Consider the following 19,488-nt stretch of genomic DNA (forward strand, 5'->3'; position numbering starts at 1 on the left):
GCTTCCATGAAGCCATTGATTTGTACATCATGTCAGAAACCGTTGAATGCGTCGCAATGGAGCAGCGACGGAAAATATAAGTCTTGCCCGAGCTGCAGCACGCGCAACGGAACGGAACACGTATTCTTCCCTTATCCCGACAGTTTCGGCACGACGCCAAAACGGGCTACGGCCGCCCACCCCGAAGGGCCGCAAAGCCACTGCACAAGCTGCCGCGGAACCGGGTCTTCCGCAGGCTTGCCGATTCTGTGCAGCGCCGTTGAGCGCTAGGGTGGTTCAAGCTCGCCGGTCGATAGACCGGCTCTGCTGCCGCCGCCATCGGCGATGCTCCTATTGGCCTTCTGCGACTGGATTTCTGCTCCGGTCCACACGCAGAAGGCCGTATGATGCGGGCCATGTCCCGCTCCTCTACCTCTTTTGAACCACTCTTATAGCAAGACCCGTCCAATTATCCCGTACTGCCAACTAATCAGATACTGGAAAGCCAGTGCCGCAACCTTGCAGGCAAGGGAGTAGCGGCGCTTTGTTTTTTGCCAGCCTGCATTTTATTGGACATATATGGTACTGTATAGGGGGATGAAGCAAGTAGAATTAGGATGAAAGCGATAAAAAATACAGTCTATCCCAACTTGCTTGCATCAAAGAAATTCACGTTCCCGCGATGACAGATTTGAACGCTTGACATCAAAGGCGTGTCGTGTACCGGCGCAGCGGCGCATATTGAACAATAAAGAAGGGGTGAGACGATGATTGTGCATATGACGACGTTCTATATCAAGCCGGGAACGGCAAACGACTTCGAGAGCAGCTTTCGCGAGGCGTCGGCGATTCTGGCGGAACGACCGGGATATATGAAGCACGAGCTGCATAAATGCGTGGAGGTCGCAGATAAGTACATGATGATCGTCCAGTGGAACTCGTTCAAGGATCATATGCCGGGCTTTACGGCATCGGAATCCTACCTCGAGTGGGGCGTTCTGCTGCAGCCTTTTTTCGAGCGCCCTCCCGTCTCGGAGCATTATGTCAGCATTAGATTAAAATGAGAGAAACGGCGGTTGGCGCGCCTGCAAAAGATTTCCTTCAATAGGCGTAGTAATCGGGACAGGTTGTTCAGTATAATGGAGGAGTAAGACTACCTTTTGAAAGGTTGTGTAATTGCATGACATTTAGCGAGTATCGTTACGAGCGACCCGATATCGCAGCGATCGGCAAGCAGTTCAAGGAGCATCTGCAGGCATTCAATGCGGCGGAGAGCTTTGAAGAGCAAAATCGGTCCATGGAGGCCATCAACAAGCTGCGCAGCGTGTTCGATACCCAGAGTCAGCTCGTCGCCATTCGCCACTCCATCGACACGAATGATGAGTTCTACAAGGCGGAGCAGGATTATATGGACGAGATTACGCCGATGTTCCAGGAATACATAACCGATTACTACAAGGCATTGATCGGCTCGAAATTCCGGGTCGAGCTGGAACAGAAATGGGGCCGCCAACTGTTCCGATTGGCGGAGTTGTCGGTGAAGACGTTCCATCCGGACATCATTGAAGATCTGCAGCAGGAGAACAAGCTGGCGACGGAGTATAACAAGCTGATCGCGTCGGCGAAAATTCCATTCGAGGGCGAGGAGCGCACGCTGGCGCAATTGATGCCGTTCGAGCAGTCGCCGGATCGGGACATGAGACGGCGCGCGTCCGAAGCGCGTTATCAGTTCATGGCCGAGCATGAGGCGGAGTTAGATCGAATCTATGACGAGCTGGTGAAGGTGCGCACGAAGATGGCGAGAAAGCTGGGCTTCTCCAACTTCGTGGAGCTTGGTTATGCGCGGATGTGCCGCACCGATTATAACGCCGAGATGGTCGCTAACTTCCGCAAGCAGGTGCTGGATGAGATCGTGCCGATAGCGACCAAGCTGCGTGAGCGCCAACGCAACCGGATCGGCGTCGACACGCTTCGTTTCTATGACGAAGGCCTCAGCTTCAAGACGGGCAATGCGACGCCGAAGGGCGGCCCGGACTGGATTATCGCGAACGGCAAGAAGATGTATGCGGAATTGTCGCCGGAGATGAACGAATTCTTTACGTTCATGGTCGATAACGGGCTGATGGATCTGGTCAGCAAAAAGGGCAAACAGAGCGGAGGCTACTGTACCTATTTGAGTGAATACGGGGCTCCGTTCATTTTCTCCAACTTCAATGGCACTTCGGGCGACATCGATGTGTTGACTCATGAAGCCGGGCATGCGTTCCAAGTCTATGAGAGCAGGCATTTAAAAGTACCGGAATACCATTTCCCAACATTTGAAGCGGCCGAGATTCATTCCATGAGCATGGAGTTTTTCACTTGGCCGTGGATGAACCTGTTCTTCGAAGAGGAGACGGAGAAGTATAAATTCGATCATTTGTCATCGGGACTGCTCTTCCTGCCGTATGGCGTATCGGTGGATGAGTTCCAGCATTTCGTCTACGAAAATCCGGACGCGACGCCGGCGGAGCGGAAGGCGGCTTGGCGCGATATCGAGCGCAAATATTTGCCTCACCGCAATTACGAAGGCATTGATTACCTGGAGCGCGGCGGGTTCTGGCATAAGCAAGGACATATTTTCCAGATGCCGTTCTACTATATTGATTACACGCTGGCCCAAATCTGCGCCTTCCAGTTCTGGAAGCGCATGAATGAAGATTACAAGGCGGCATGGGCCGATTATTTGAAGCTATGCCAAACTGGCGGCAGCCAGTCCTTCACCGGGCTCGTCGCCGTAGCCGGCCTTATCTCACCGTTCGAGGACGGATGCGTGGCTTCAGTCATCGGCGTTATCGAGCAATGGCTGAACGAAGTGGACGATACGAAGCTGTAAACCCGGGATAATGGAAGATCCGCGGGTACGGAAGACCACATGTGCGAAGGGCGCATGTGGTCTTTGCATGTTTTGCATGTTATAGGAGGGGAGCAGCTGGAACTGCCGCAATGGTGTCGATTTGAACAATGGTATATAATGTGATCGATTCTTAGTGTAAATAAGGCGATTGCAGGGAGGTCGTGAAATGAAGATCGAGCCGATAGGCACCGTTCATTCCGCTGTGAAGGAAGGGGTAGATGAGAACTGGGGGCAAGTGGCTTCCGAGATTCATCTGGGCCCCGAATATGCGGATGGGCTCATTGGACTGCAGGAATTTTCCCATATCCTAGTCGTATATTATATGGATCGATCCACCTTCGATGCCGCCTGCGATCTGGTCCGCAGACCGCAGGGCCGATCCGATATGCCGGACATCGGCATTTTTGCGCAGCGGGCGAAGCACCGGCCGAATCCGATTGGCATTACGTGCGCAAAGCTGGTTGACATTGAAGGAGCGGTCATCCGGGTGCAGGGGCTAGACGCGATAGACCATACGCCGGTGCTTGATGTGAAGCCGCATTTCCCGGTCTTTGACTCGCCCGCGAATCCGCAGGTGCCCGCCTGGGTGAATAAGCTGATGGCGAATTATTTTTGATGAGCGATGTATGTATTTATCCTTATTGTTCGTTCGGAGTGATGCCGTTGAGGTATACGCTAGTAATTGTGTTTATACTTACTTTGCTTATTCATGCGTCCGAAACGCTATCTTACTCTATCCGCTTCGCGGGCGTCCGGATCGGCAAGCTCCCCGGTCGCGTTGTCCCTGACCGGTATCGTCGTGCTCGTGGCGCGCACGGCCAACCTGATTCAAGCGCCGTTCACCGCCAATTTCATTGATTACGCCAATCACCATCCGGAGTTCGATCCGCTGCCCTACCTGAGGTTCACGCTGGTGGCGGCTTCGGCCGGGACGCTGCTCGCGATCGCGGTGTTCCCGACCTTCATACACTGTTCACGCGGATTATCGCTCGTCTGGAGGTGGCAGGCTCGATCCCGAAGCTGCTGGCCGGGGTTACGATCGGACAGTTGAAGCGGACGAAGAGCTATATCCGCAGACCGACCTGGTCTATGCTGGTCAGTCTCCGGTATTTGGGAATTCCGAAGCGGTTCATCCTGTTGAATATCGCGGTTACCGCGATCTATACGGTAGGCGTGCTCGCATCGCTGTATGCCGCCTATCTCGTTCCGGAGTTTAGCACGACCGCTTCGCAATCATCGGGGCTCATTAACGGGATGGCGACCATCCTGCTGACCATTTTCATTGATCCGCAGCTCGGATTGATTACGGATAAAGCGCTTCAGCATCCCGAAGAGCGCGGCGGGCTGGGCCGAATCTACGCGGTGCTTATGTTTTCGCGCTTCTTCGGCACCTTGCTTGCGCAGCTGCTGCTGGTCCCTGCGGCCTATTGGATCGCCACCATCGTCCGGCTCATCAGTTGAGATCGCGGCAAGGACTTCGTAATTTTTCCAAGGAAAAGCTATCGTAGTGCAGGAAACGAAAGGCAGTCTCCTGCGTATGACATGATGACAGGCGATCCGCCGCGTCACTAAGCCAACAAAAGGGGATACATAGAACATGTTAAGCATTCAGGGATATTCATCCGAGGACCGGGTTCTGATTATACAAGCGGATGATGCGGGCCAATCTGCCGAAGCGAACGAGGCGGCGTTCGAGCTGCTGGAGAGCGGAGCGGTGACTTCCGCCTCGCTGATTACGGTCGCCGAGCACAGTCTGGCTGCCGCGAAGCGGGCCGTCGCCGGACAAGCCGCATCGATTGGCATTCATCTGACGCTGACGGGAGGCTACCGGCCGCGCTCGGCGCCGGATCGGATTCCGACGCTGCTGGATAACGGCCGCTTCCCCGACAGTGTGTCGCAGTTGGAGAAGCAGGCCGACCCGTACGAGGTTCGGCACGAACTGGCCAATCAGATCGAGTGGGCCTTGAAGCAAGGGCTGAAGCCCACCCATCTTGACAGTCACCAAGGCAGCGTGTTAGGGCTGTTCACCGGCAATGATTTCCTCGATGTCGTATTCGATCTGTGCGATACGTATGAGCTGCCTTTTTTGCTCCCGCGGAGCATCGTGCAGCAGTCCTTCCTGACCCAGGCCCAACGCAGAAGGTTCGAATATATGATTCATGAGGCCGGGGAGCGGAACATTGCGCTGATCGACGATCTGCTCCCTGATGCTTACGGGCTGGGGGAGGAAGAAACCTATGAGAGCTACCGTGAGGGAATTGTGCGCGCTTTGGCGGAATTGAAGCCGGGGATTACCCAATGGACGCTGCATCCGGAAGTGTTCTCCGATCCTGCGCTTCTCCGGAAGCATCAATTGAAGCGGGAAATGGAATACCGGATCGCGGCCGACCCGGCCGTTCGGGGCGTGCTGGCCAAGGAAGGAATCAAATTGATGTCCTGGCAGCCGCTGCAGCAATGGCAGCACGAGCAGGCGGCGGCAGCGAGCAGACGCTCCCGCCGGGGGAAGATACTGCGGTTCGGCTGAGGCCGGGAGCCGGACGCATAACGGGTACGAACCGATATATCCCAATGTCAGGCATTCTATCGACGGCAAGCCGCTTCAGCCTGTGCACGGGGGCAAGCCCTAGGCATATCTTCGTAGACCGTGTATGATAGGAAGGCATATGCCGGAATGGACCAACAATCATAGGGCAACGGGGGGGGATAAGGTGAAAATATTAGTGCTAGGCGGAACAAGATTTTTCGGCAAAAAGCTGGTTGTACAAGCTGCTGGACAGCGGAGCCGAGGTAACGATTGCCACCCGCGGCGGAACACCGGATCCGTTCGGCGAGCGGGTCGTTCGTGTCCGGGCGGATCGCAAGGACCTCGAGTCGCTGCGGGCGGCGGTCGGTGATCAGGTCTGGGATGCGGTCTATGACAACATCTGCTATACGCCGCAGGAAGCCTTGATGGCCTGCGATCTTTTCGCGGGGAAAGCGAAGAAGTATATTTTCACCTCGACGCTGTCGGTATACGGGTGCGCTTCCGATGCTCATCCGGAATCGGATTTCGATCCGTATTCGCACCCGTTCGAGACGGATGCGGGGGCCGAGAAGGATTACGGCGAAGGAAAGCGGCAGGCGGAGGCCGTGTTCTTCCAGCGGGCCGGCTTCCCCGTGCATGCGGTCCGCTTCCCGATTGTGCTGGGGGAGGACGATTATACGCGGCGGCTTCATTTCCATGTGGACCGAATCCGGCAGGGGGAGACGATTGGCATCCCGAACCGGGAGGCGAAGATGTCGTTCATCAGCTCGGATGAAGCGGCTTCGTTCTTATACTGGCTGAAGGATCGGAACGGTGCGGGACCGATCAATGCCTGCTCCAACGGAGAACTGTCGCTTGATCGCATCCTTGCCATCGTGGAAGAGGCCGTCGGCAGAAAGGCGATCGTGGAGCCGCCGGCGGAGGGGAACCGTTCGCCATTCGGCGTCCCGGATCATTGGTTCATGGATAACCGCCGGGCGCGGGAAGCCGGATTCAAGTTCCCGGAAGTGACGGATTGGTTCATTCCGCTCGTGCGCAAGCTGGCGCGGAATTGACTAGGATAGCAGGAGGAATGAAAGGATGTTCATCAATGTGAAGCCGCGGCTGCGGGAGGCGGCTATTCGCGAGCTTGTCGAGCTGTCAGTATTCCCCGACCCGGACAAGGTGGAGGCTGTATTGAAGCGGTATGAGCAGCATCCCGACCACGAGCTGTGGGGATATGAGAGCGAGGGCGAGGTTGCAGGCATCATCGGCTTCCGGAAGCAGGGGAAGGAGATCGAGATTCTTCATCTCGCCGTCCATCCGGAGCTGCGGGGCGCAGGGTTCGGCAGGGGCATGATCTTGGAGCTCATTCATCAAGAGCAGCCGGATGTCCTCAAGGCGGAGACCGATGAGGAAGCGGTTGATTTTTACCGGAATATCGGATTTAGGATTGAGAGCCGGGGCGAAATCTACCCGGGGGCGGAACGGTTCACTTGCACATACGAGACTGATCCGGAGGAGCAATAGGCTCTCTGTTCCGGGGCAGAAGAGAGACGCACACGATGTGCTCTCTCTTTTTGGCGCTCTTTTTATGGTTATAGGTTACGTCTATTCTTCTCCTTATCATCTCCCAGGTCGTCATCTTCTTCCTTCTCTTGCTTCTCCTCGTGGAATTCCACCTCAGATTGTCCTGTAATATTATCGAACGGCGTATAGTTACTGTCGGGCAGCGCTTTGCCGGCGATGATCTTGGCAGAGATGATGCCCAGGAGGGCCAGAACCGGGACGATCAGAGAGAGCAGCATAATCGCACCGGCGTCCATAATATCCATCCTTTGCGTTTCATTTAAAAAACTAGTACGCATCGTTGAAGGATAAGTTTCACATTTTTTATTTTTCAAAACCCATCACATCGGCGATGATCGGAAAGCCCGCCTTCTGATCGGAACAAACCAGACTGGCGTCAATAGGGCAAAATACGCGACGGGAACGCAATGTCCCGGTCTCGGGGAACGAAATGTCCCTGTCTCGCGCTATATCCCTGGCGGGATTTGCATAGTTCTTAGGAACGGTTTGATCGGCTGGGGTACTTGGAAAGAGATAACCGTTTGGATAAAATATCCTCTGTATGAATACCAAAAACGAAGGACAGGTGAATTATGTTCCATGCCGTGCACAAGCGCGGCATTTTTTCTGTCTTTTCTTGCCGTGCTGGCGGTGTTTCCAGACATTCCTTGACTTTCCACCCGGATTTGCGGAGTATGGAGGTAGGCATAGTCACGGTGTACATACCGCGGGCGCTGCACCCGGTATTGACGGGTGATGATTACGAGGACAAAGGAGATATGACTGACATGATTGCATGCTCCCATCCGAACGGTTCCTTCCTGCTCAGAGTGGCGGGAGTGCTGATTGATAACGGGAAGGTGCTGATGCAGCGCAACAAATCAGGGGATGCATGGGTCCTCCCCGGGCTTGCACGAATTCGGGGTATATTGAAGTCCATGCTTGCCCGGATGTACCGATTGATATTCCGGACGGCGAATTCATCGGGAAGGAAGCGGAGCCTGTCCTGACCTTCCGGTGGATCGATCTGGATGAGGTTCCGGATACGGTCATTTACCCGGCGGCCTTGAAGCAATGGCTTCGATCGAACGGCGACTTCCGGCATATCGTGAACGATGATCTGAAGGCATACGGTCGTGAGCCTCGCGGAAGAAGGACAAGGGGACCATCAGCTTCCCTTTAGCAATAATCATTGGGACAGCGAGTTTAACCTTTTTGCCGTCGGCTTGAATGTTCTTCTCGTTATGCTTAATCGGGACGATGACCTGACGTTCATCCTCTGTAATATGAATGGATTTATCTTTGACGGAATAGGAGATGCCGATAGGAACGACGCACAGTGAGGTGCGGAAATGAACAGAACGATATTGCATGAAGCCAAAGAGGTGGCGGTGAGCGCGGCGCAAGCGGCCGGGGCGATTATCAAACGGCGCTTCGACACGAAGCCGGTGAACAGTGGCTGGAGCTGGTGCGGCAAGGAACGCAGACTGGAGCATGAGGCATAGCGGCACTGAAGCGCCATGCCAGAGCAGGCATGATTCTAAGTGAAGGGGTGGATTGATGACCATGATGGATTGGGACTTATCCGAATATGAGGATCCGAACTTATATGATCTCGAAAATCAGGGCAATCCTGAGCTGCCGCTCCTTCTCGAATGGACCAAGAAACTGGAAATAAAGGGGGAGCCGCTGCTCGATCTGGCATGCGGGACGGGACGAACCGCCCTTCCGCTGGCGGAGGCGGGGTATTCCGTCATTGGAGTGGATCTCCATGCGGGCATGCTGGAGCAGGCCCGCCGCAAGACACCGGCCGGGGCGGATATCCGCTGGGTACAGCAGGATCTGACGCAGCGCAGCTTGCGGGATGATCGCCGCTGGCTTATATGGCCGGCACTGCATTTCAGCATTTTCTTACCAATGAATTGCAGAACCGCTTGCTTCAATCTATCCGCAGCGTATTGACGGCGGACGGCATCCTGCTGTTCGACACCAGATTCCCGGCAGCCGAGGAGCTTCTTCAGCCGCCCGTGGAGGAATATTGGCGTACGATTGAGATCGCGCCAGAGCATCGCTGCGATGTCTATACGATCGCAACGTATGATCCGGTAGCCCAAGTTCAGCATTACACGACGATCCGGCGCTTTATCGAACGGGAGCATCTGCGCGAAGAGCGCAAGACGACGATCGATTTACGATATACGTATCCGCAGGAGCTGGCCCGCACGCTGGAAGCGAACGGCTTTGAACTGCTGCATCTGTACGAAGACTGGTCCGGCGCCTCCCTGCAGCCTGCTTCTCTGTCGATGGTGGCGGTGTGCCAGAGAGCGTAAAGGGGGGCGGATAGTTTGGCTCTGATGTTGGCGTTCCTGCTTGGCATCGCCCTGCTATTTGTCGCGGGAGCAGACGGCTTGCTCTATTGGTTGAAAACAGGGGATCCGCTGCTAATGCTCTTGGTTGGCTTGGCCGGAGGCGGAGCGGCGGGGATGATCAAGCTGCTCCGATATGTCAGGGGCATATATCATCTGAAGCTTGGCTTGCCCCTTGATAGCGAGCAAGTGAAATGCAAGGCAATGAACTGGCCCGTATATCATGTCCGCTCCCCGCATTTTCCGATGGAAGGAGACTCGCGCGGTTCCTTGGTGATGCTGGATGGGGAATGGTATATCAGCATCCGGTTGCTGTCAGGTTATGTGTCGAGTCGGGATTACAGGTATACATTCCGCTTCCCGGGAAGAGATGATGTTGTATTAAGCAGTTCCGCCCAGTACTTGCCCGGTATCAGTATGTTCGATCTGGATGACACCGCATTCGTCCGGCTATCCGTTCTCGATTACGTGCTGCGGTTCGATGAGAATATCGCCTATATTGTGGACGCGTTCTAGCGCAATATTTTGGAAGGCAAGCTGCTGTGTGTCGGGAGGCGGCTGGCTTACTTCGATTGCCATGGCTTGTGGATTGCGCTGAATCAGGAGGATGTCGAGCGCTCCGGGCAGGCGGTTACCTATACGCATAATGCGTTCAGCATTGATGAAAAGGATTATGAGCCGGTGCGCCAGAAGCTGCTGGACTATGGAGTTACGGTACTTGCTGGCCGGGAAAGGTCACGGGAAGACAGACAGTCGATTTATTTTCTCGATCCCGATCATCATTGCTTCGAATTCCATACGGGGACGCTCGGCGATCGGCTTCAATACTATCGTGCCAGCAAGCCCCATATTCAGTTTTTTGATTGATACCCAGAAAAATGGAGGCAGAGGCGCATGCGACAACTTGAGACTATGCCCTATGCCGAGGACTGGAAAGCCGGCGTTGAGCGGCTATGTGCCAGAATATGGGAACCGGAGTGATGTCAGTCCCGGTATGGGGGAGATATGGACGCTCATTTCTGAGCAAGCATGGCTTCCTGGAGATACGGCGGACCTATGAGACAAGCTTTGCCGTCACACATGCTGCCGGGATGGAACAATGCGATGATTCCCTTTCCCGGGAAGGCGCCGCCCTTATCGCGTACGACCGGCTTGACGCTGGAGAGCGGCAGGCGCTGGCGCTATTGTCCCGGCAATGCTATGCCGAGACCCACACGGTTAACCCGTTGGGCCAGATCGACGTTAGTCGATGGGCTGAGCTTATCGAGTCGGATGTGATGGCGGAGGGTTCGTTTGCCGTGATGAAGAATCATGCCGTGATCGCTTATGCGCGTATGCATCCGCGCGAGGCGGGGGCGGCCGAACTGGGGTGGCGCGGAGTATACGGCGGGGAACGAGAACGTTCGAGGCACTGGATCACGAAATTAACGAAGCGGCAAGTGCGCTATGCGCAGCAACTCGCCTTGGAGCGGCTGTACGCCGAGATTGATACGACAGACCCATGGGCTTTGCCGATGCTTGATTTTTTCCCGTTCGAGCCCGTTCCCGCTTCGGTTACTTATCAGCGTTGAGAGTTGTCAGGACATGCCTTTGAATGAGGCAGAGAGGAGAATAACTATGAAACCGACCACGATTTATCTTGTGCGCCACGGACAGACGGAGTGGAATCTGGAGCATCGAATGCAGGGGCACCAGGACTCTCCCTTGACCGAGCTGGGTGTCCAACAAGCGATCTGGCTGGGTGAGGCGCTGCGGCATGAGCTTCTTGATGCGATATATGCCAGTTCCAGCGGAAGAGCGTACCGGACCGCAGAGCTCATTCGAATGGAGCGGGATCTGCCGATTCAGGCCTGCGAGGATCTGAAGGAGATTCATCTTGGCGCGTGGGAAGGACAGACGCAGGCGGCGGTGCAGGAGCGGGATCCGGAGCAGTTCGAATTATTTTGGAAAAATCCGGGCCAATTCCAGGTTGAAGGCGGAGAGACCTTCCATGAGGTGCAAGAGCGGGCTCTGGGGCGGCTATTGAGCATCGTGGGCGACCATCCCGGCCAATCCGTCTTGATGGTGACCCATACGGTCGTGGTCAAGCTATTGATGGCTTACGCGGAGCCGCGCCCTCTTCACCTTCTGTGGGAGCTTCCCTACATTCATCCGGCATGTCTGTGCAAGCTGGAGTTCGCGGATGGGAAACCTCGTATTCTACTGCATGGCGACACGTCCCATTACCAGGATGACCATGAAGCGAAAGCTTGGTAGCCGGGTATCGGGCTAGGAAATCTTAGCGGTACACGAGGAGGTACAGCATCAGCGAAGTGAGCAGGCTCGGCGTGCCGAGCAGCCATAGCGTAGCGACGAAGCCTATGCCTTTACTGGCGCTGTGCTCTCTGTTGTACTCCGGTTGGCTAAGGCCGTCGGACATCCTGCCGGCGAATCCCCACAGCCCGAGACCAATCCAACCTGTAATATTGAACAATTGATACAGATCATCTTCAATGAGCGCATACAGTCCTGCAATAGCAACGATGAGCAGCCCCAAACTAATCCGAATAATCATAGGCACCTCTTATATCATCTTTTCGAACGATCTGAAATTTACTATAATACAATTTGGGGATATATGGAATATGGGACTGTAAGGCAGAATGATTTTTTTGTACAACTGAGGGTGGACAGAACGCCCGAAGATCGCGGAGCAGCAGGTTATTCGCAACGTCATGGGCTTGGCGAACGAAGCGCTTGCAAACCTAGTTCGAGGTGTCAAAAAGGTTACAAAAGGTAACAAAATCTTAATCAAATGCCATATATTATAGCATGATCTCTCCTATTATTCGTGTTACGATGTGTACGAATTCGAATCAAGCCGAAGCTCGGAAGAGCGCGGGGGAACCAACTTTTGGGGTGAAGGCGCATACTTGCGTCAGGGGTGACCTCTTTGACCCGAACCCGACAGCTAACCTCGTAGGCTGCAAAGGGAGAGATGATTGAATGAAGAATACACTTAAAAAAGTCGCAGTGACCAGCGCTATCGCGCTAGCTCCGGTTCTGGCGGCCGGCTCCGCCTTCGCGGCGCCGCAGGCCGATGCGGTGCAGGCGCAAAGCCCGAATTGTTATATGGTGAAAGTAAACGGCGCAGATGTGAAAGCCGTCATTCCGGATCCGGCAAAATCCGCCGACTGGCAAGCTTGGTTGGACAACCTGGTGAAGGAATGGAAGAATCAAGCCAATAACGGCAGCACACAGCAGCAGCCTGTCGTAAAGCAGCCGTCGGTTGAAAATCCAGGCAATGTCGTTAACAAGCCGGAATCCAAGCCAACGCGTACTCCAACGAAGCCGGCACAGCCAGCGCCAAGCACGGAGAATGGCACGGCCGCGGATAAGTCTGACTATGCGAGTCAAGTGGTTGATTTGGTCAACAAGGAACGGGCCAAAGCCGGCTTGAACCCGCTTCAATCGGATGAGAAGCTGACGAAGGTAGCGATGATTAAGGCGCAAGATATGTATAACAACAACTATTTTGACCATCAATCGCCGACGCTTGGTTCGCCGTTCGATCTGATGAAGGCGCAGGGCGTCCAATACCGCACTGCCGGCGAAAACATCGCCAAAGGACAGCGTACGCCGGAAGAGGTCATGAACGCATGGATGAACAGCGAAGGTCATCGCCAAAACATTCTGAATCCCAACTATACAGCGATTGGCGTCGCCTACTACAATGGCGAATGGGTTCAAGAGTTCACTGGCTAACAAGTAAATATTACATCATTGCAGCGGCACCGGGGGATGGTGCCGCTGTTTTGCTGCGCATCCGGTTGCCGCCGACTCCGAAAGGGAATCCTATTTCAGATCCTGCAACATCCCGCGCCTCAAGATCGTCAGGTAAAATATAGGAGGATGCGTTCATGCATTCATTCCGAATTCGCGAAGGGAGAAGATTGAGATGAAGCAGATAAACAGGCTTGGCTGCGGATTGGTTCTTGCCGGCATGATGGCGGCGCTTCCGGCAGGAACACAGGCGGAACCGCGGGCCATAGAGCCCGTCAACATGGCCATAGAAATGAACGAGTTGAGCCGGGCTGATCTGGCGGTCCTGCTGGCCGAGCTCTTCGGACTCGAGACAAAGAAGACGAGCACGGCATTCGCGGATGCGGCCGATCACTGGGCGACAACCCAAGGGGCCATTCCCGCCGTCACCGAAGCAGGACTCATGAAGGGAACGGATGCCGATCATTTCCGGCCGGATCGAAGCGTAACCTATCAGGAGATGATCGCTGCGCTTGTGCGAGGGTACCAGCTTGACGAGATGGCCGCGCCGGCGCCCGAACAGGCGAAGTCAGAGCCATACAAGAGCTCGGCCTGGGCGGCCCGTTATATTCACACGGCCGTATCCCTGTCGCTTGTGACAGACGATCTTGATTTCCGTAAGCCGATCCCCGAGCTAGCGGCCAAGAAGCTGGCCGAACAGTTCCAGGATGCAGCCCGGATCTCGCCGCTGGAGTCGAAGCTGGAGGTCGGCCGCACCAAGCAAGGAGAGACGCTGCTGACGTTCACCGTAACCAACGTATCGCATGAAGAGCTGGTTCTTCCGTTCGGCTCCTCGCAGCGCTATGATTTCAAGGTGACGGACTCGGCGGGCACCGTGGTATATCAGGCCTCCAAGGACAAAGTTTATTTAACCGTATTGGGAGAGGAGACCGTGCTCCCCGGGAAATCGCTGACATACCGCGAGACTGTGAATCTGAAGCGGGGTCAAACCTATACGGTAGAGTTCTGGCTCGTGACCGAGCATAAGGCGCACTTGAAGCAGCAGATCCAATTATAAACGCAAGAACGCAGATTGAGCCTTCTGTCCGGACATCCGGCATGAAGGCTTTTTGTCGTTGTCTAAGCCTAACGGTTCGAAGCATATTGCCGCCTTTGGGACTTGCTTTTACAATAAGATCAGATAAAATAAAACCTTGTCCATACAAGGAATATGACGGAGATCTGTCCATATGGATAGGATAGGAGGAAGGAGGGAGGGCCATGGCTTTTGGCGCCCGGGTGTTGAAGACGGGGATCGCCGTTACGCTCGCCTTATACATCAGTCAATATTTTCAATTCAAAACGCCGGTGATTGCCGCAGTGGCGGCCATCTTCGCCATGCAGCCGTCCATCTACCGGTCATGGCGTTATTTTCTCGATCAACTGCAGACGAATACACTGGGGGCCGCGATCGCCCTGCTGGCCGGGATGGCGTTCTCGAACGAGCCGATCGCGGTCGGGATTGTGTGCATCGTGGTCATCATTATCTGTCTTAAGATGAAAATGGAAGAGACGGTCGGGCTAACGCTGGTCACGGTCATCTCGGTCATGGAAGCATCGGGGCAATGGGACTTTGCGCTCGGGCGGTTCGCGCTGACGCTGATAGGCATCGGTTCGGCATTTTTAATCAATATTTTGTTCTTCCCCCCGAATCCGCAGGCGCAATTTATCGGCCAGATCCAGAATGTATTCAGCCGCATGTCGCTTTTGCTTCGCACCGCCATTTCGGATGAGATGAAGGAGAGCGCGTTCCGCGTCGAGAAGCAGGGGCTGGAGGATTCATTGAAATCGATCTCGGATAAGTACAAGCTGTTCGAAGAGGAGACGAGGAAGCTGAAGCGGGCCAAATACCGGCATACGCGCCGCATCGTCGTGTACAAGCAGCTGCTGAACACGCTTCGCAAAGGCATCGAGGTGCTCAATATCATCGAGGAGCATTATTTCCAGTCGGCCCGTACGGAGGAATCCGATCTGTTCTTCGATCGCCATCTGGAGCTGCTCATTAAATGCCATGAGCATGTCCTGCTCAAGTTCGAAGATAAGGTCAAGCCCGACAGCGGCGAGATCGCCACTCTCGAGCGGGAGAACGAACGCTTCATGACCCAGGCGCTGCAGTACGGCACGGATGGACCGGAAGGAGATTTGCGGCTATCGATCGTGGCTGCGTCGTTATATGAATACGGCCATCAGATCAGCCGGCTCGACCGCCTGGTCGGGCATGTGGATAAGGAAGAAGATAAGGGGCTGCTGCAAAGCTTGCTGTAGAAAGAGAAGAGAAAAAGCAAGAACGGACCTCGCCCGACAATGGTGCAGCAATTTCTGGCTTCCTTTAAGACGCCTTACTTTGTGCTCCTTGCGCTTGTATTTACCATGTCATTTGGCCTGCAAAATTTCGAATCTAATATTCGGGTTGTACTTCGACGGCAAGCTCGGCTTCACTCCGAAGCAAATCTCGCTAATTATTACGTTCGGGGCATTGATTGGGGTAATCGTGCAGGCGGTTCTCATCGATCGGTTCCTGCGTCGGGCCTTCCATTGCCGGCATCTTATATGACGTGAATGGGGGTGTCTCACAGGCACTGCAAAATGATGGAGATGACGAGGTAACAGAGAATGTGGATGCGGGAAAAACGGCGGCGCAACTGGTGGAATATGGATGAAGCAGTGAAATGCTGCGTGGATGCATCAATTTCTGCTCTTAAAGCCGCGATTTGATGAAATTCCTGCAAAAGTCAGAGTGTTGAGAAAGTCTATGTTAATTACCCATTCACCGCGTTAATTTGGTATAATGTTCTTATCATAATCCATGGAAAGCGCGGTGTTTGTATGCTTTACACGAATGATCCCAACCCACAACTGGACTATGAACTGGTTTGTCTTGAGCATATGGTTGCCCCTGATCACTTGCTTCGTCATATCGATAAACATATTGATTTTACCTTTATTTTGGACCTTGTGCGTCCTTACTACAGCGAGTCGAACGGCCGACCATCTGTGGATCCCATTGTGTTCTTTAAAATGCTGCTGATCGGCTACTTGTATAACATTCGCTCAGAGCGAGAACTGGAGCGAGTCGTCAACGATTCCCTGGCTTTTCGGTGGTTCTTACGGCTCGGGCTTTCCGGCAAAGCGCCTGACCATTCGATCTTTAGCTGGAACCGGAAAAATCGGTTTAAGGATACTACCGTCTTCCAAGATATCTTCGATAATATCGTTCAGCAGGCGATTCAGCACAACATGGTGGGAGGGCGGCTGCTCTTTACCGACTCCACGCATATCAAGGCAAATGCCAATAACGGACGGTACGAGAAACGAGAAGTCACTTGTACGCCTTATGAATATCTCCAAGAGCTGGAGCAAGCCGTGAATGAGGATCGGGTCGCTTTTGGAAAAAAGCCACTGCCTCCCAAAGAGGAGGCCGAAACCAAGGAACAAAAAGTTAGCTTAACAGATCCGGATAGCGGAAACCTGAATCGGGATGGAAAACCGGAAGGGTTTCATTATTTAGATCACCGCACCGTAGATCATAAATACAACGTGATTACGGACTGCTACGTTACGCCTGGAAATGTGAATGATTCGGTTGTTTATGTGGATCGTCTACTACATCAAATAGAGAAGTTTGGCTGGGAAAAGTCGCTGGAGGCCGTTGCACTCGACTCTGGTTACATGACGGCCTATGTTTGTTACCGTACGAACAAATTAAACATCACGGCAGTTATTCCAGAGCGTTCGACCCGTGAACACGGTGTATTTCCCAAAGAGAAATTTCATTATGATGCAGAAAAGAATGTTTTTATCTGTCCAAACCAGCAAGAACTCACGTACCGCACCACAACACGAAAAGGATTCAGAGATTATAAATCCGATCCCAAACAATGCGCTGCCTGTCCATTATTGAGCAAGTGTAACGAGAACAAAAATAAACAACGCACCATACAACGGCATATCTGGGAAGAACACAAAGAGAAAGTAGTTCAAAACTTCCAGAGTGAGAGCGGAAAAGCCGTTTATGCCCTACGCGCCCAAACCATTGAGCGAAGTTTCGCGGATGCCAAAGTGCTCCATGGACTTCGCTATTGCCGGTTTCGGGGAAGAGACAAGGTGCAGGAGCAAGTGCTGATGACAGCCACTGCACAGAACATAAAAAAGATAGCCACACATCTCGCCAGAAGGGTGGGGTAAAGCAAAGACCCCATCCCCCCTCCATTCTCTCTCACCAAACACCACTTTTTCCCAGCAAAATGATATTACATTGATATTACTTCGTAAAAAACAGGGGTTTTCCAACAGCCTGAAAAGTACATGATGTTCATCGATTTTTGTCTTTTATCGATTGGATAGTCAGAAATTGATGCCGTTTTGCAGGATTCCCTGTAACGGAGTACACGCCATAAAGGAAAGCTGCAGTTTTGCAGTTTTCGGCGAGTCGAGCTTTGAGAATCAGGGGGCTGTCTCACAACTGGAAGCGAACCGGGAAGGGGGAGGTACAATCCTCCACGGCGTCCATGTGAGAGGACGGATTGCAATCGGGGGCTTTTTCGTTAAGAAAAGTCATATTCGCATGCGCGGAACAGTTTTTACAGGGGGCATTCATCGTTATGGAGGAGCGTTCGGCAGCTAAAAAGAAGCATATTTTGCAGTCGGCGATGAAGCTGTTTGCCACGCAGGGTTATATGCAGACGACGATGCAGGAGATAGCCCAATATTGCAAAATGTCCAAAGGCAGCGTATATCAGCACTATGCGTCCAAAGAAGAACTGTTGTTGAACATTTTCAAATATTATTACCGGCTGCTCTATGATCGCCTACAGATCATTGAACGGGATCCGTTATTGACGCCCCGCGAACGGGTGAAGAAAAAGATCGAAGTCCATATGGTGATGCTGTCCGAATATCCCGAGTACACCACGATGCAAATGCGGGAAAATGCCTGGTTCGCCAATAAAGAGATCCATCAGCAGCAGGTCAGTCTGGATAACACCCCGGAGCATCATGAATGATTTGACGGATATGTACGGGAACGCCATCTCGCCTTACAAGCTCGATTTGACCTTGCTGCTGAGCGGAATCAGCCGGCTGAGCCTGCCGCCCGAATGATTCCAGGATGCCATTGATTCGCTCGCCGTACTGGAGCAGGAGCTGATGGAGATTCAGCCGCGGCGGGTCATCGTGCTCGGGATGCTCGCCAATCTGAACCGGGTGGAGACGCTGCGCCCTCTCTGCGTTCAACTGGAGACGGCCGTGCAGCACTTGAATCGGCTGTAAGCCCAAGAATAAACATGGTACTTACAGGGCACCCTGAGCCTAACTACATCTGATAAGAGAGGTGACCGGGGTGCCGATTGCCCGCTTGAACGGTGTCAGCCTGCACTATCATGTCCGAGGCAAAGGGGTGCCCATCATCTGGATCCATCCGCCATTGCTGACATCGGAAAATTTCAATTACCAGATGGCCCAATTGTCCGACAGCTTCCGGGTCATCACGTTCGATATTCGGGGCCACGGCTACAGCGGCCCGTCTGAAGAGCCGATCACATACCGGCTCATCGTCGAGGATATGCTCGCCCTTATGGATAAGCTGGGCGTGAAGCAAGCGTATGTCGGCGGTTACTCTACCGGAGGATCGATCGCCCTGCATGCGCTCTTATCCGCCCCGGAGAGGTTTCTCGGCGGCATCATGATCAGCGCGATGTCCGAAGCGAGCGATTGGTGGCTGCGCGGCCGCATCCGCGCGGCGGCAGCCTTCACGCGCTGGAAGGCCAAGTCGCTCATGTCGTGGGCAGTCACATGGGGGAACGCCGACAGCCGCCTGACCTATAAGAATCTTCACCGAGCGGCCAGGAGAGGAAATAATGCCAACTGGAGGCAATATTACCAGTACAGCTTGACTTACAATTGCACGGATCGGCTGCAGGATATCAAGGCGCCGGTGCTGCTCATCTACGGGCAGAGCGACAGAAGCTTCCACAAATATGCGCTTATCCTGCATCATGGCTTACCGAACAGCCAATTGTACTGGATCCCGAAGGCGAAGCATCAAATTCCGACTAAAAATGCATTGGAGATGAATTGGCTGATCGAGCAGTGGGTGAAGAACCGCTGCAAGACGCTGCCTGAGGAGCGGGAGGAAGCGTTGGAACGGTTAGGGCATTTGTACGGTGCCGATAGGGATGCTCCGGAAGAACAGATTCAGCATTGACGTTCGTGTTTTTGTTTAACATGCGGAACAGGGCCTCTACGGAGGCCTTTTTTGTGATCGGGACTTTCTTGCATGATGAATAAAAGCAAAGCATAAGCAGGGAAATGGCGCTGCAGCAGCGAATTGTTTTATGTTAGCGTGTTAACTGCGAATCACGTTAACAGGAGAAGAT

At 53.7% G+C, this 19,488-nt stretch carries 23 protein-coding genes, 2 pseudogenes and 1 riboswitch; of the genes and pseudogenes, 22 read left to right on the forward strand and 3 right to left on the reverse strand.

The genetic code is table 11. The annotated features are described in order from the left end of the window. Positions 1-6 precede the first annotated feature (6 nt). From OCY70_RS05800 to OCY70_RS05835, 8 genes and pseudogenes are all read left to right on the forward strand, one after another. Positions 7-270 (forward strand): hypothetical protein, encoded by a 264-nt coding sequence (locus OCY70_RS05800; RefSeq protein WP_213429081.1) that lies wholly within the window; start codon positions 7-9, stop codon positions 268-270. A gap of 476 nt (positions 271-746) precedes the next feature. Further along, positions 747-1,043: an antibiotic biosynthesis monooxygenase family protein gene (locus OCY70_RS05805; RefSeq protein WP_213429082.1), complete on the forward strand. Its 297-nt coding sequence runs from the start codon at positions 747-749 to the stop codon at positions 1,041-1,043. 116 nt (positions 1,044-1,159) lie between these two features. Continuing rightward, positions 1,160-2,854: a M3 family oligoendopeptidase gene (locus tag OCY70_RS05810; protein ID WP_213429083.1), complete on the forward strand. Its 1,695-nt coding sequence runs from the start codon at positions 1,160-1,162 to the stop codon at positions 2,852-2,854. Between the two features lie 187 nt (positions 2,855-3,041). Then, positions 3,042-3,491, forward strand: a complete 450-nt coding sequence (gene tsaA, locus OCY70_RS05815; RefSeq protein ID WP_213429084.1) for a tRNA (N6-threonylcarbamoyladenosine(37)-N6)-methyltransferase TrmO — start codon at positions 3,042-3,044, stop codon at positions 3,489-3,491. A gap of 93 nt (positions 3,492-3,584) precedes the next feature. Beyond that, positions 3,585-4,336 (forward strand): annotated as a pseudogene (locus OCY70_RS05820) (lipid II flippase family protein). Positions 4,337-4,472: 136 nt separating this feature from the next. After that, positions 4,473-5,399, forward strand: coding sequence for a ChbG/HpnK family deacetylase (locus OCY70_RS05825; RefSeq protein ID WP_213429085.1), 927 nt, complete (start codon positions 4,473-4,475; stop codon positions 5,397-5,399). Positions 5,400-5,632: 233 nt separating this feature from the next. Further along, complete coding sequence (locus OCY70_RS05830; protein WP_306433950.1) at positions 5,633-6,454, forward strand: NAD-dependent dehydratase; 822 nt, start codon at positions 5,633-5,635, stop codon at positions 6,452-6,454. A gap of 25 nt (positions 6,455-6,479) precedes the next feature. Further along, positions 6,480-6,908, forward strand: coding sequence for a GNAT family N-acetyltransferase (locus OCY70_RS05835; protein ID WP_213429086.1), 429 nt, complete (start codon positions 6,480-6,482; stop codon positions 6,906-6,908). Positions 6,909-6,976: 68 nt separating this feature from the next. On the opposite strand, the gene OCY70_RS05840 is transcribed toward OCY70_RS05835, so the two are convergent. Further along, positions 6,977-7,204, reverse strand: a complete 228-nt coding sequence (locus OCY70_RS05840; protein ID WP_213429087.1) for a DUF3951 domain-containing protein — start codon at positions 7,202-7,204, stop codon at positions 6,977-6,979. 438 nt (positions 7,205-7,642) lie between these two features. Here OCY70_RS05840 and OCY70_RS05845 point away from each other — a divergent pair, with 438 nt between their 5' ends. Then, on the forward strand, positions 7,643-7,957 hold the full coding sequence (locus tag OCY70_RS05845) for a hypothetical protein (RefSeq protein WP_213429088.1): 315 nt from the start codon (positions 7,643-7,645) through the stop codon (positions 7,955-7,957). Between the two features lie 39 nt (positions 7,958-7,996). Here OCY70_RS05845 and OCY70_RS35990 read toward each other — a convergent pair whose 3' ends face one another. Further along, positions 7,997-8,320, reverse strand: a complete 324-nt coding sequence (locus OCY70_RS35990; protein ID WP_213429089.1) for a stalk domain-containing protein — start codon at positions 8,318-8,320, stop codon at positions 7,997-7,999. Between OCY70_RS35990 and OCY70_RS05850 the strand changes: the two genes are divergently transcribed. The 6 genes and pseudogenes from OCY70_RS05850 to OCY70_RS05875 all read left to right on the forward strand — a co-directional run bounded on the left by OCY70_RS05850 (position 8,300) and on the right by OCY70_RS05875 (position 11,569). Continuing rightward, positions 8,300-8,452 (forward strand): hypothetical protein, encoded by a 153-nt coding sequence (locus OCY70_RS05850; protein ID WP_213429090.1) that lies wholly within the window; start codon positions 8,300-8,302, stop codon positions 8,450-8,452. The genes OCY70_RS35990 and OCY70_RS05850 overlap by 21 nt on opposite strands. 55 nt (positions 8,453-8,507) lie before the next feature. Further along, positions 8,508-9,277 (forward strand): annotated as a pseudogene (locus tag OCY70_RS05855) (class I SAM-dependent methyltransferase). 24 nt (positions 9,278-9,301) lie between these two features. Beyond that, complete coding sequence (locus OCY70_RS05860; RefSeq protein WP_261944751.1) at positions 9,302-9,829, forward strand: hypothetical protein; 528 nt, start codon at positions 9,302-9,304, stop codon at positions 9,827-9,829. Positions 9,830-9,838: 9 nt separating this feature from the next. Then, positions 9,839-10,180 (forward strand): VOC family protein, encoded by a 342-nt coding sequence (locus OCY70_RS05865; protein WP_213429092.1) that lies wholly within the window; start codon positions 9,839-9,841, stop codon positions 10,178-10,180. 113 nt (positions 10,181-10,293) lie between these two features. Then, on the forward strand, positions 10,294-10,884 hold the full coding sequence (locus OCY70_RS05870; RefSeq protein ID WP_213429093.1) for a hypothetical protein: 591 nt from the start codon (positions 10,294-10,296) through the stop codon (positions 10,882-10,884). Between the two features lie 46 nt (positions 10,885-10,930). Further along, positions 10,931-11,569, forward strand: a complete 639-nt coding sequence (locus OCY70_RS05875) for a histidine phosphatase family protein (protein ID WP_213429094.1) — start codon at positions 10,931-10,933, stop codon at positions 11,567-11,569. Between the two features lie 22 nt (positions 11,570-11,591). Here OCY70_RS05875 and OCY70_RS05880 read toward each other — a convergent pair whose 3' ends face one another. Further along, positions 11,592-11,867 carry a hypothetical protein gene (locus tag OCY70_RS05880; RefSeq protein WP_213429095.1) on the reverse strand — a complete coding sequence of 92 codons (276 nt, stop codon included), beginning with the start codon at positions 11,865-11,867 and terminating at the stop codon, positions 11,592-11,594. A 294-nt stretch (positions 11,868-12,161) separates the two neighbouring features. Next, positions 12,162-12,293: riboswitch (cyclic di-AMP (ydaO/yuaA leader) on the forward strand. Between the two features lie 5 nt (positions 12,294-12,298). Between OCY70_RS05880 and OCY70_RS05885 the strand changes: the two genes are divergently transcribed. The 7 genes from OCY70_RS05885 to OCY70_RS05915 all read left to right on the forward strand — a co-directional run bounded on the left by OCY70_RS05885 (position 12,299) and on the right by OCY70_RS05915 (position 19,316). Further along, a complete protein-coding gene (locus OCY70_RS05885) occupies positions 12,299-13,057 on the forward strand; it encodes a CAP domain-containing protein (RefSeq protein ID WP_213429096.1) in 759 nt (252 codons plus the stop codon). A gap of 193 nt (positions 13,058-13,250) precedes the next feature. Continuing rightward, positions 13,251-14,132, forward strand: a complete 882-nt coding sequence (locus OCY70_RS05890) for a BsuPI-related putative proteinase inhibitor (RefSeq protein ID WP_213429097.1) — start codon at positions 13,251-13,253, stop codon at positions 14,130-14,132. A gap of 203 nt (positions 14,133-14,335) precedes the next feature. Then, positions 14,336-15,379, forward strand: coding sequence for an FUSC family protein (locus OCY70_RS05895; protein ID WP_213429098.1), 1,044 nt, complete (start codon positions 14,336-14,338; stop codon positions 15,377-15,379). Between the two features lie 561 nt (positions 15,380-15,940). Next, positions 15,941-17,299 carry an IS1182 family transposase gene (locus OCY70_RS05900; RefSeq protein WP_261944512.1) on the forward strand — a complete coding sequence of 453 codons (1,359 nt, stop codon included), beginning with the start codon at positions 15,941-15,943 and terminating at the stop codon, positions 17,297-17,299. Between the two features lie 416 nt (positions 17,300-17,715). Further along, on the forward strand, positions 17,716-18,117 hold the full coding sequence (locus tag OCY70_RS05905) for a TetR/AcrR family transcriptional regulator (protein ID WP_213431096.1): 402 nt from the start codon (positions 17,716-17,718) through the stop codon (positions 18,115-18,117). Between the two features lie 142 nt (positions 18,118-18,259). Then, positions 18,260-18,382: a hypothetical protein gene (locus tag OCY70_RS05910; RefSeq protein ID WP_261944704.1), complete on the forward strand. Its 123-nt coding sequence runs from the start codon at positions 18,260-18,262 to the stop codon at positions 18,380-18,382. Between the two features lie 70 nt (positions 18,383-18,452). After that, positions 18,453-19,316 carry an alpha/beta fold hydrolase gene (locus OCY70_RS05915; protein WP_213431097.1) on the forward strand — a complete coding sequence of 288 codons (864 nt, stop codon included), beginning with the start codon at positions 18,453-18,455 and terminating at the stop codon, positions 19,314-19,316. The last annotated feature ends 172 nt before the right edge of the window (positions 19,317-19,488 follow it).

Source organism: Paenibacillus melissococcoides, from assembly GCA_944800085.1.
GTDB classification, from domain to species: domain Bacteria; phylum Bacillota; class Bacilli; order Paenibacillales; family Paenibacillaceae; genus Paenibacillus_B; species Paenibacillus_B melissococcoides.

Bases quoted from the DNA above. Each gene is read 5' to 3' on its own strand.
- OCY70_RS05800 (WP_213429081.1), top strand. From the start codon at position 7: ATGAAGCCATTGATTTGTACATCATGTCAGAAACCGTTGAATGCGTCG.
- OCY70_RS05805 (WP_213429082.1), top strand. From the start codon at position 747: ATGATTGTGCATATGACGACGTTCTATATCAAGCCGGGAACGGCAAAC.
- OCY70_RS05810 (WP_213429083.1), top strand. From the start codon at position 1,160: ATGACATTTAGCGAGTATCGTTACGAGCGACCCGATATCGCAGCGATC.
- tsaA (WP_213429084.1), top strand. From the start codon at position 3,042: ATGAAGATCGAGCCGATAGGCACCGTTCATTCCGCTGTGAAGGAAGGG.
- OCY70_RS05825 (WP_213429085.1), top strand. From the start codon at position 4,473: ATGTTAAGCATTCAGGGATATTCATCCGAGGACCGGGTTCTGATTATA.
- OCY70_RS05835 (WP_213429086.1), top strand. From the start codon at position 6,480: ATGTTCATCAATGTGAAGCCGCGGCTGCGGGAGGCGGCTATTCGCGAG.
- OCY70_RS05840 (WP_213429087.1), bottom strand. From the start codon at position 7,204: ATGGACGCCGGTGCGATTATGCTGCTCTCTCTGATCGTCCCGGTTCTG.
- OCY70_RS05845 (WP_213429088.1), top strand. From the start codon at position 7,643: ATGGAGGTAGGCATAGTCACGGTGTACATACCGCGGGCGCTGCACCCG.
- OCY70_RS05850 (WP_213429090.1), top strand. From the start codon at position 8,300: ATGAACAGAACGATATTGCATGAAGCCAAAGAGGTGGCGGTGAGCGCG.
- OCY70_RS35990 (WP_213429089.1), bottom strand. From the start codon at position 8,320: ATGCAATATCGTTCTGTTCATTTCCGCACCTCACTGTGCGTCGTTCCT.
- OCY70_RS05860 (WP_261944751.1), top strand. From the start codon at position 9,302: ATGTTGGCGTTCCTGCTTGGCATCGCCCTGCTATTTGTCGCGGGAGCA.
- OCY70_RS05870 (WP_213429093.1), top strand. From the start codon at position 10,294: ATGTCAGTCCCGGTATGGGGGAGATATGGACGCTCATTTCTGAGCAAG.
- OCY70_RS05875 (WP_213429094.1), top strand. From the start codon at position 10,931: ATGAAACCGACCACGATTTATCTTGTGCGCCACGGACAGACGGAGTGG.
- OCY70_RS05880 (WP_213429095.1), bottom strand. From the start codon at position 11,867: ATGATTATTCGGATTAGTTTGGGGCTGCTCATCGTTGCTATTGCAGGA.
- OCY70_RS05885 (WP_213429096.1), top strand. From the start codon at position 12,299: ATGAAGAATACACTTAAAAAAGTCGCAGTGACCAGCGCTATCGCGCTA.
- OCY70_RS05890 (WP_213429097.1), top strand. From the start codon at position 13,251: ATGAAGCAGATAAACAGGCTTGGCTGCGGATTGGTTCTTGCCGGCATG.
- OCY70_RS05895 (WP_213429098.1), top strand. From the start codon at position 14,336: ATGGCTTTTGGCGCCCGGGTGTTGAAGACGGGGATCGCCGTTACGCTC.
- OCY70_RS05900 (WP_261944512.1), top strand. From the start codon at position 15,941: ATGCTTTACACGAATGATCCCAACCCACAACTGGACTATGAACTGGTT.
- OCY70_RS05905 (WP_213431096.1), top strand. From the start codon at position 17,716: ATGGAGGAGCGTTCGGCAGCTAAAAAGAAGCATATTTTGCAGTCGGCG.
- OCY70_RS05910 (WP_261944704.1), top strand. From the start codon at position 18,260: ATGGAGATTCAGCCGCGGCGGGTCATCGTGCTCGGGATGCTCGCCAAT.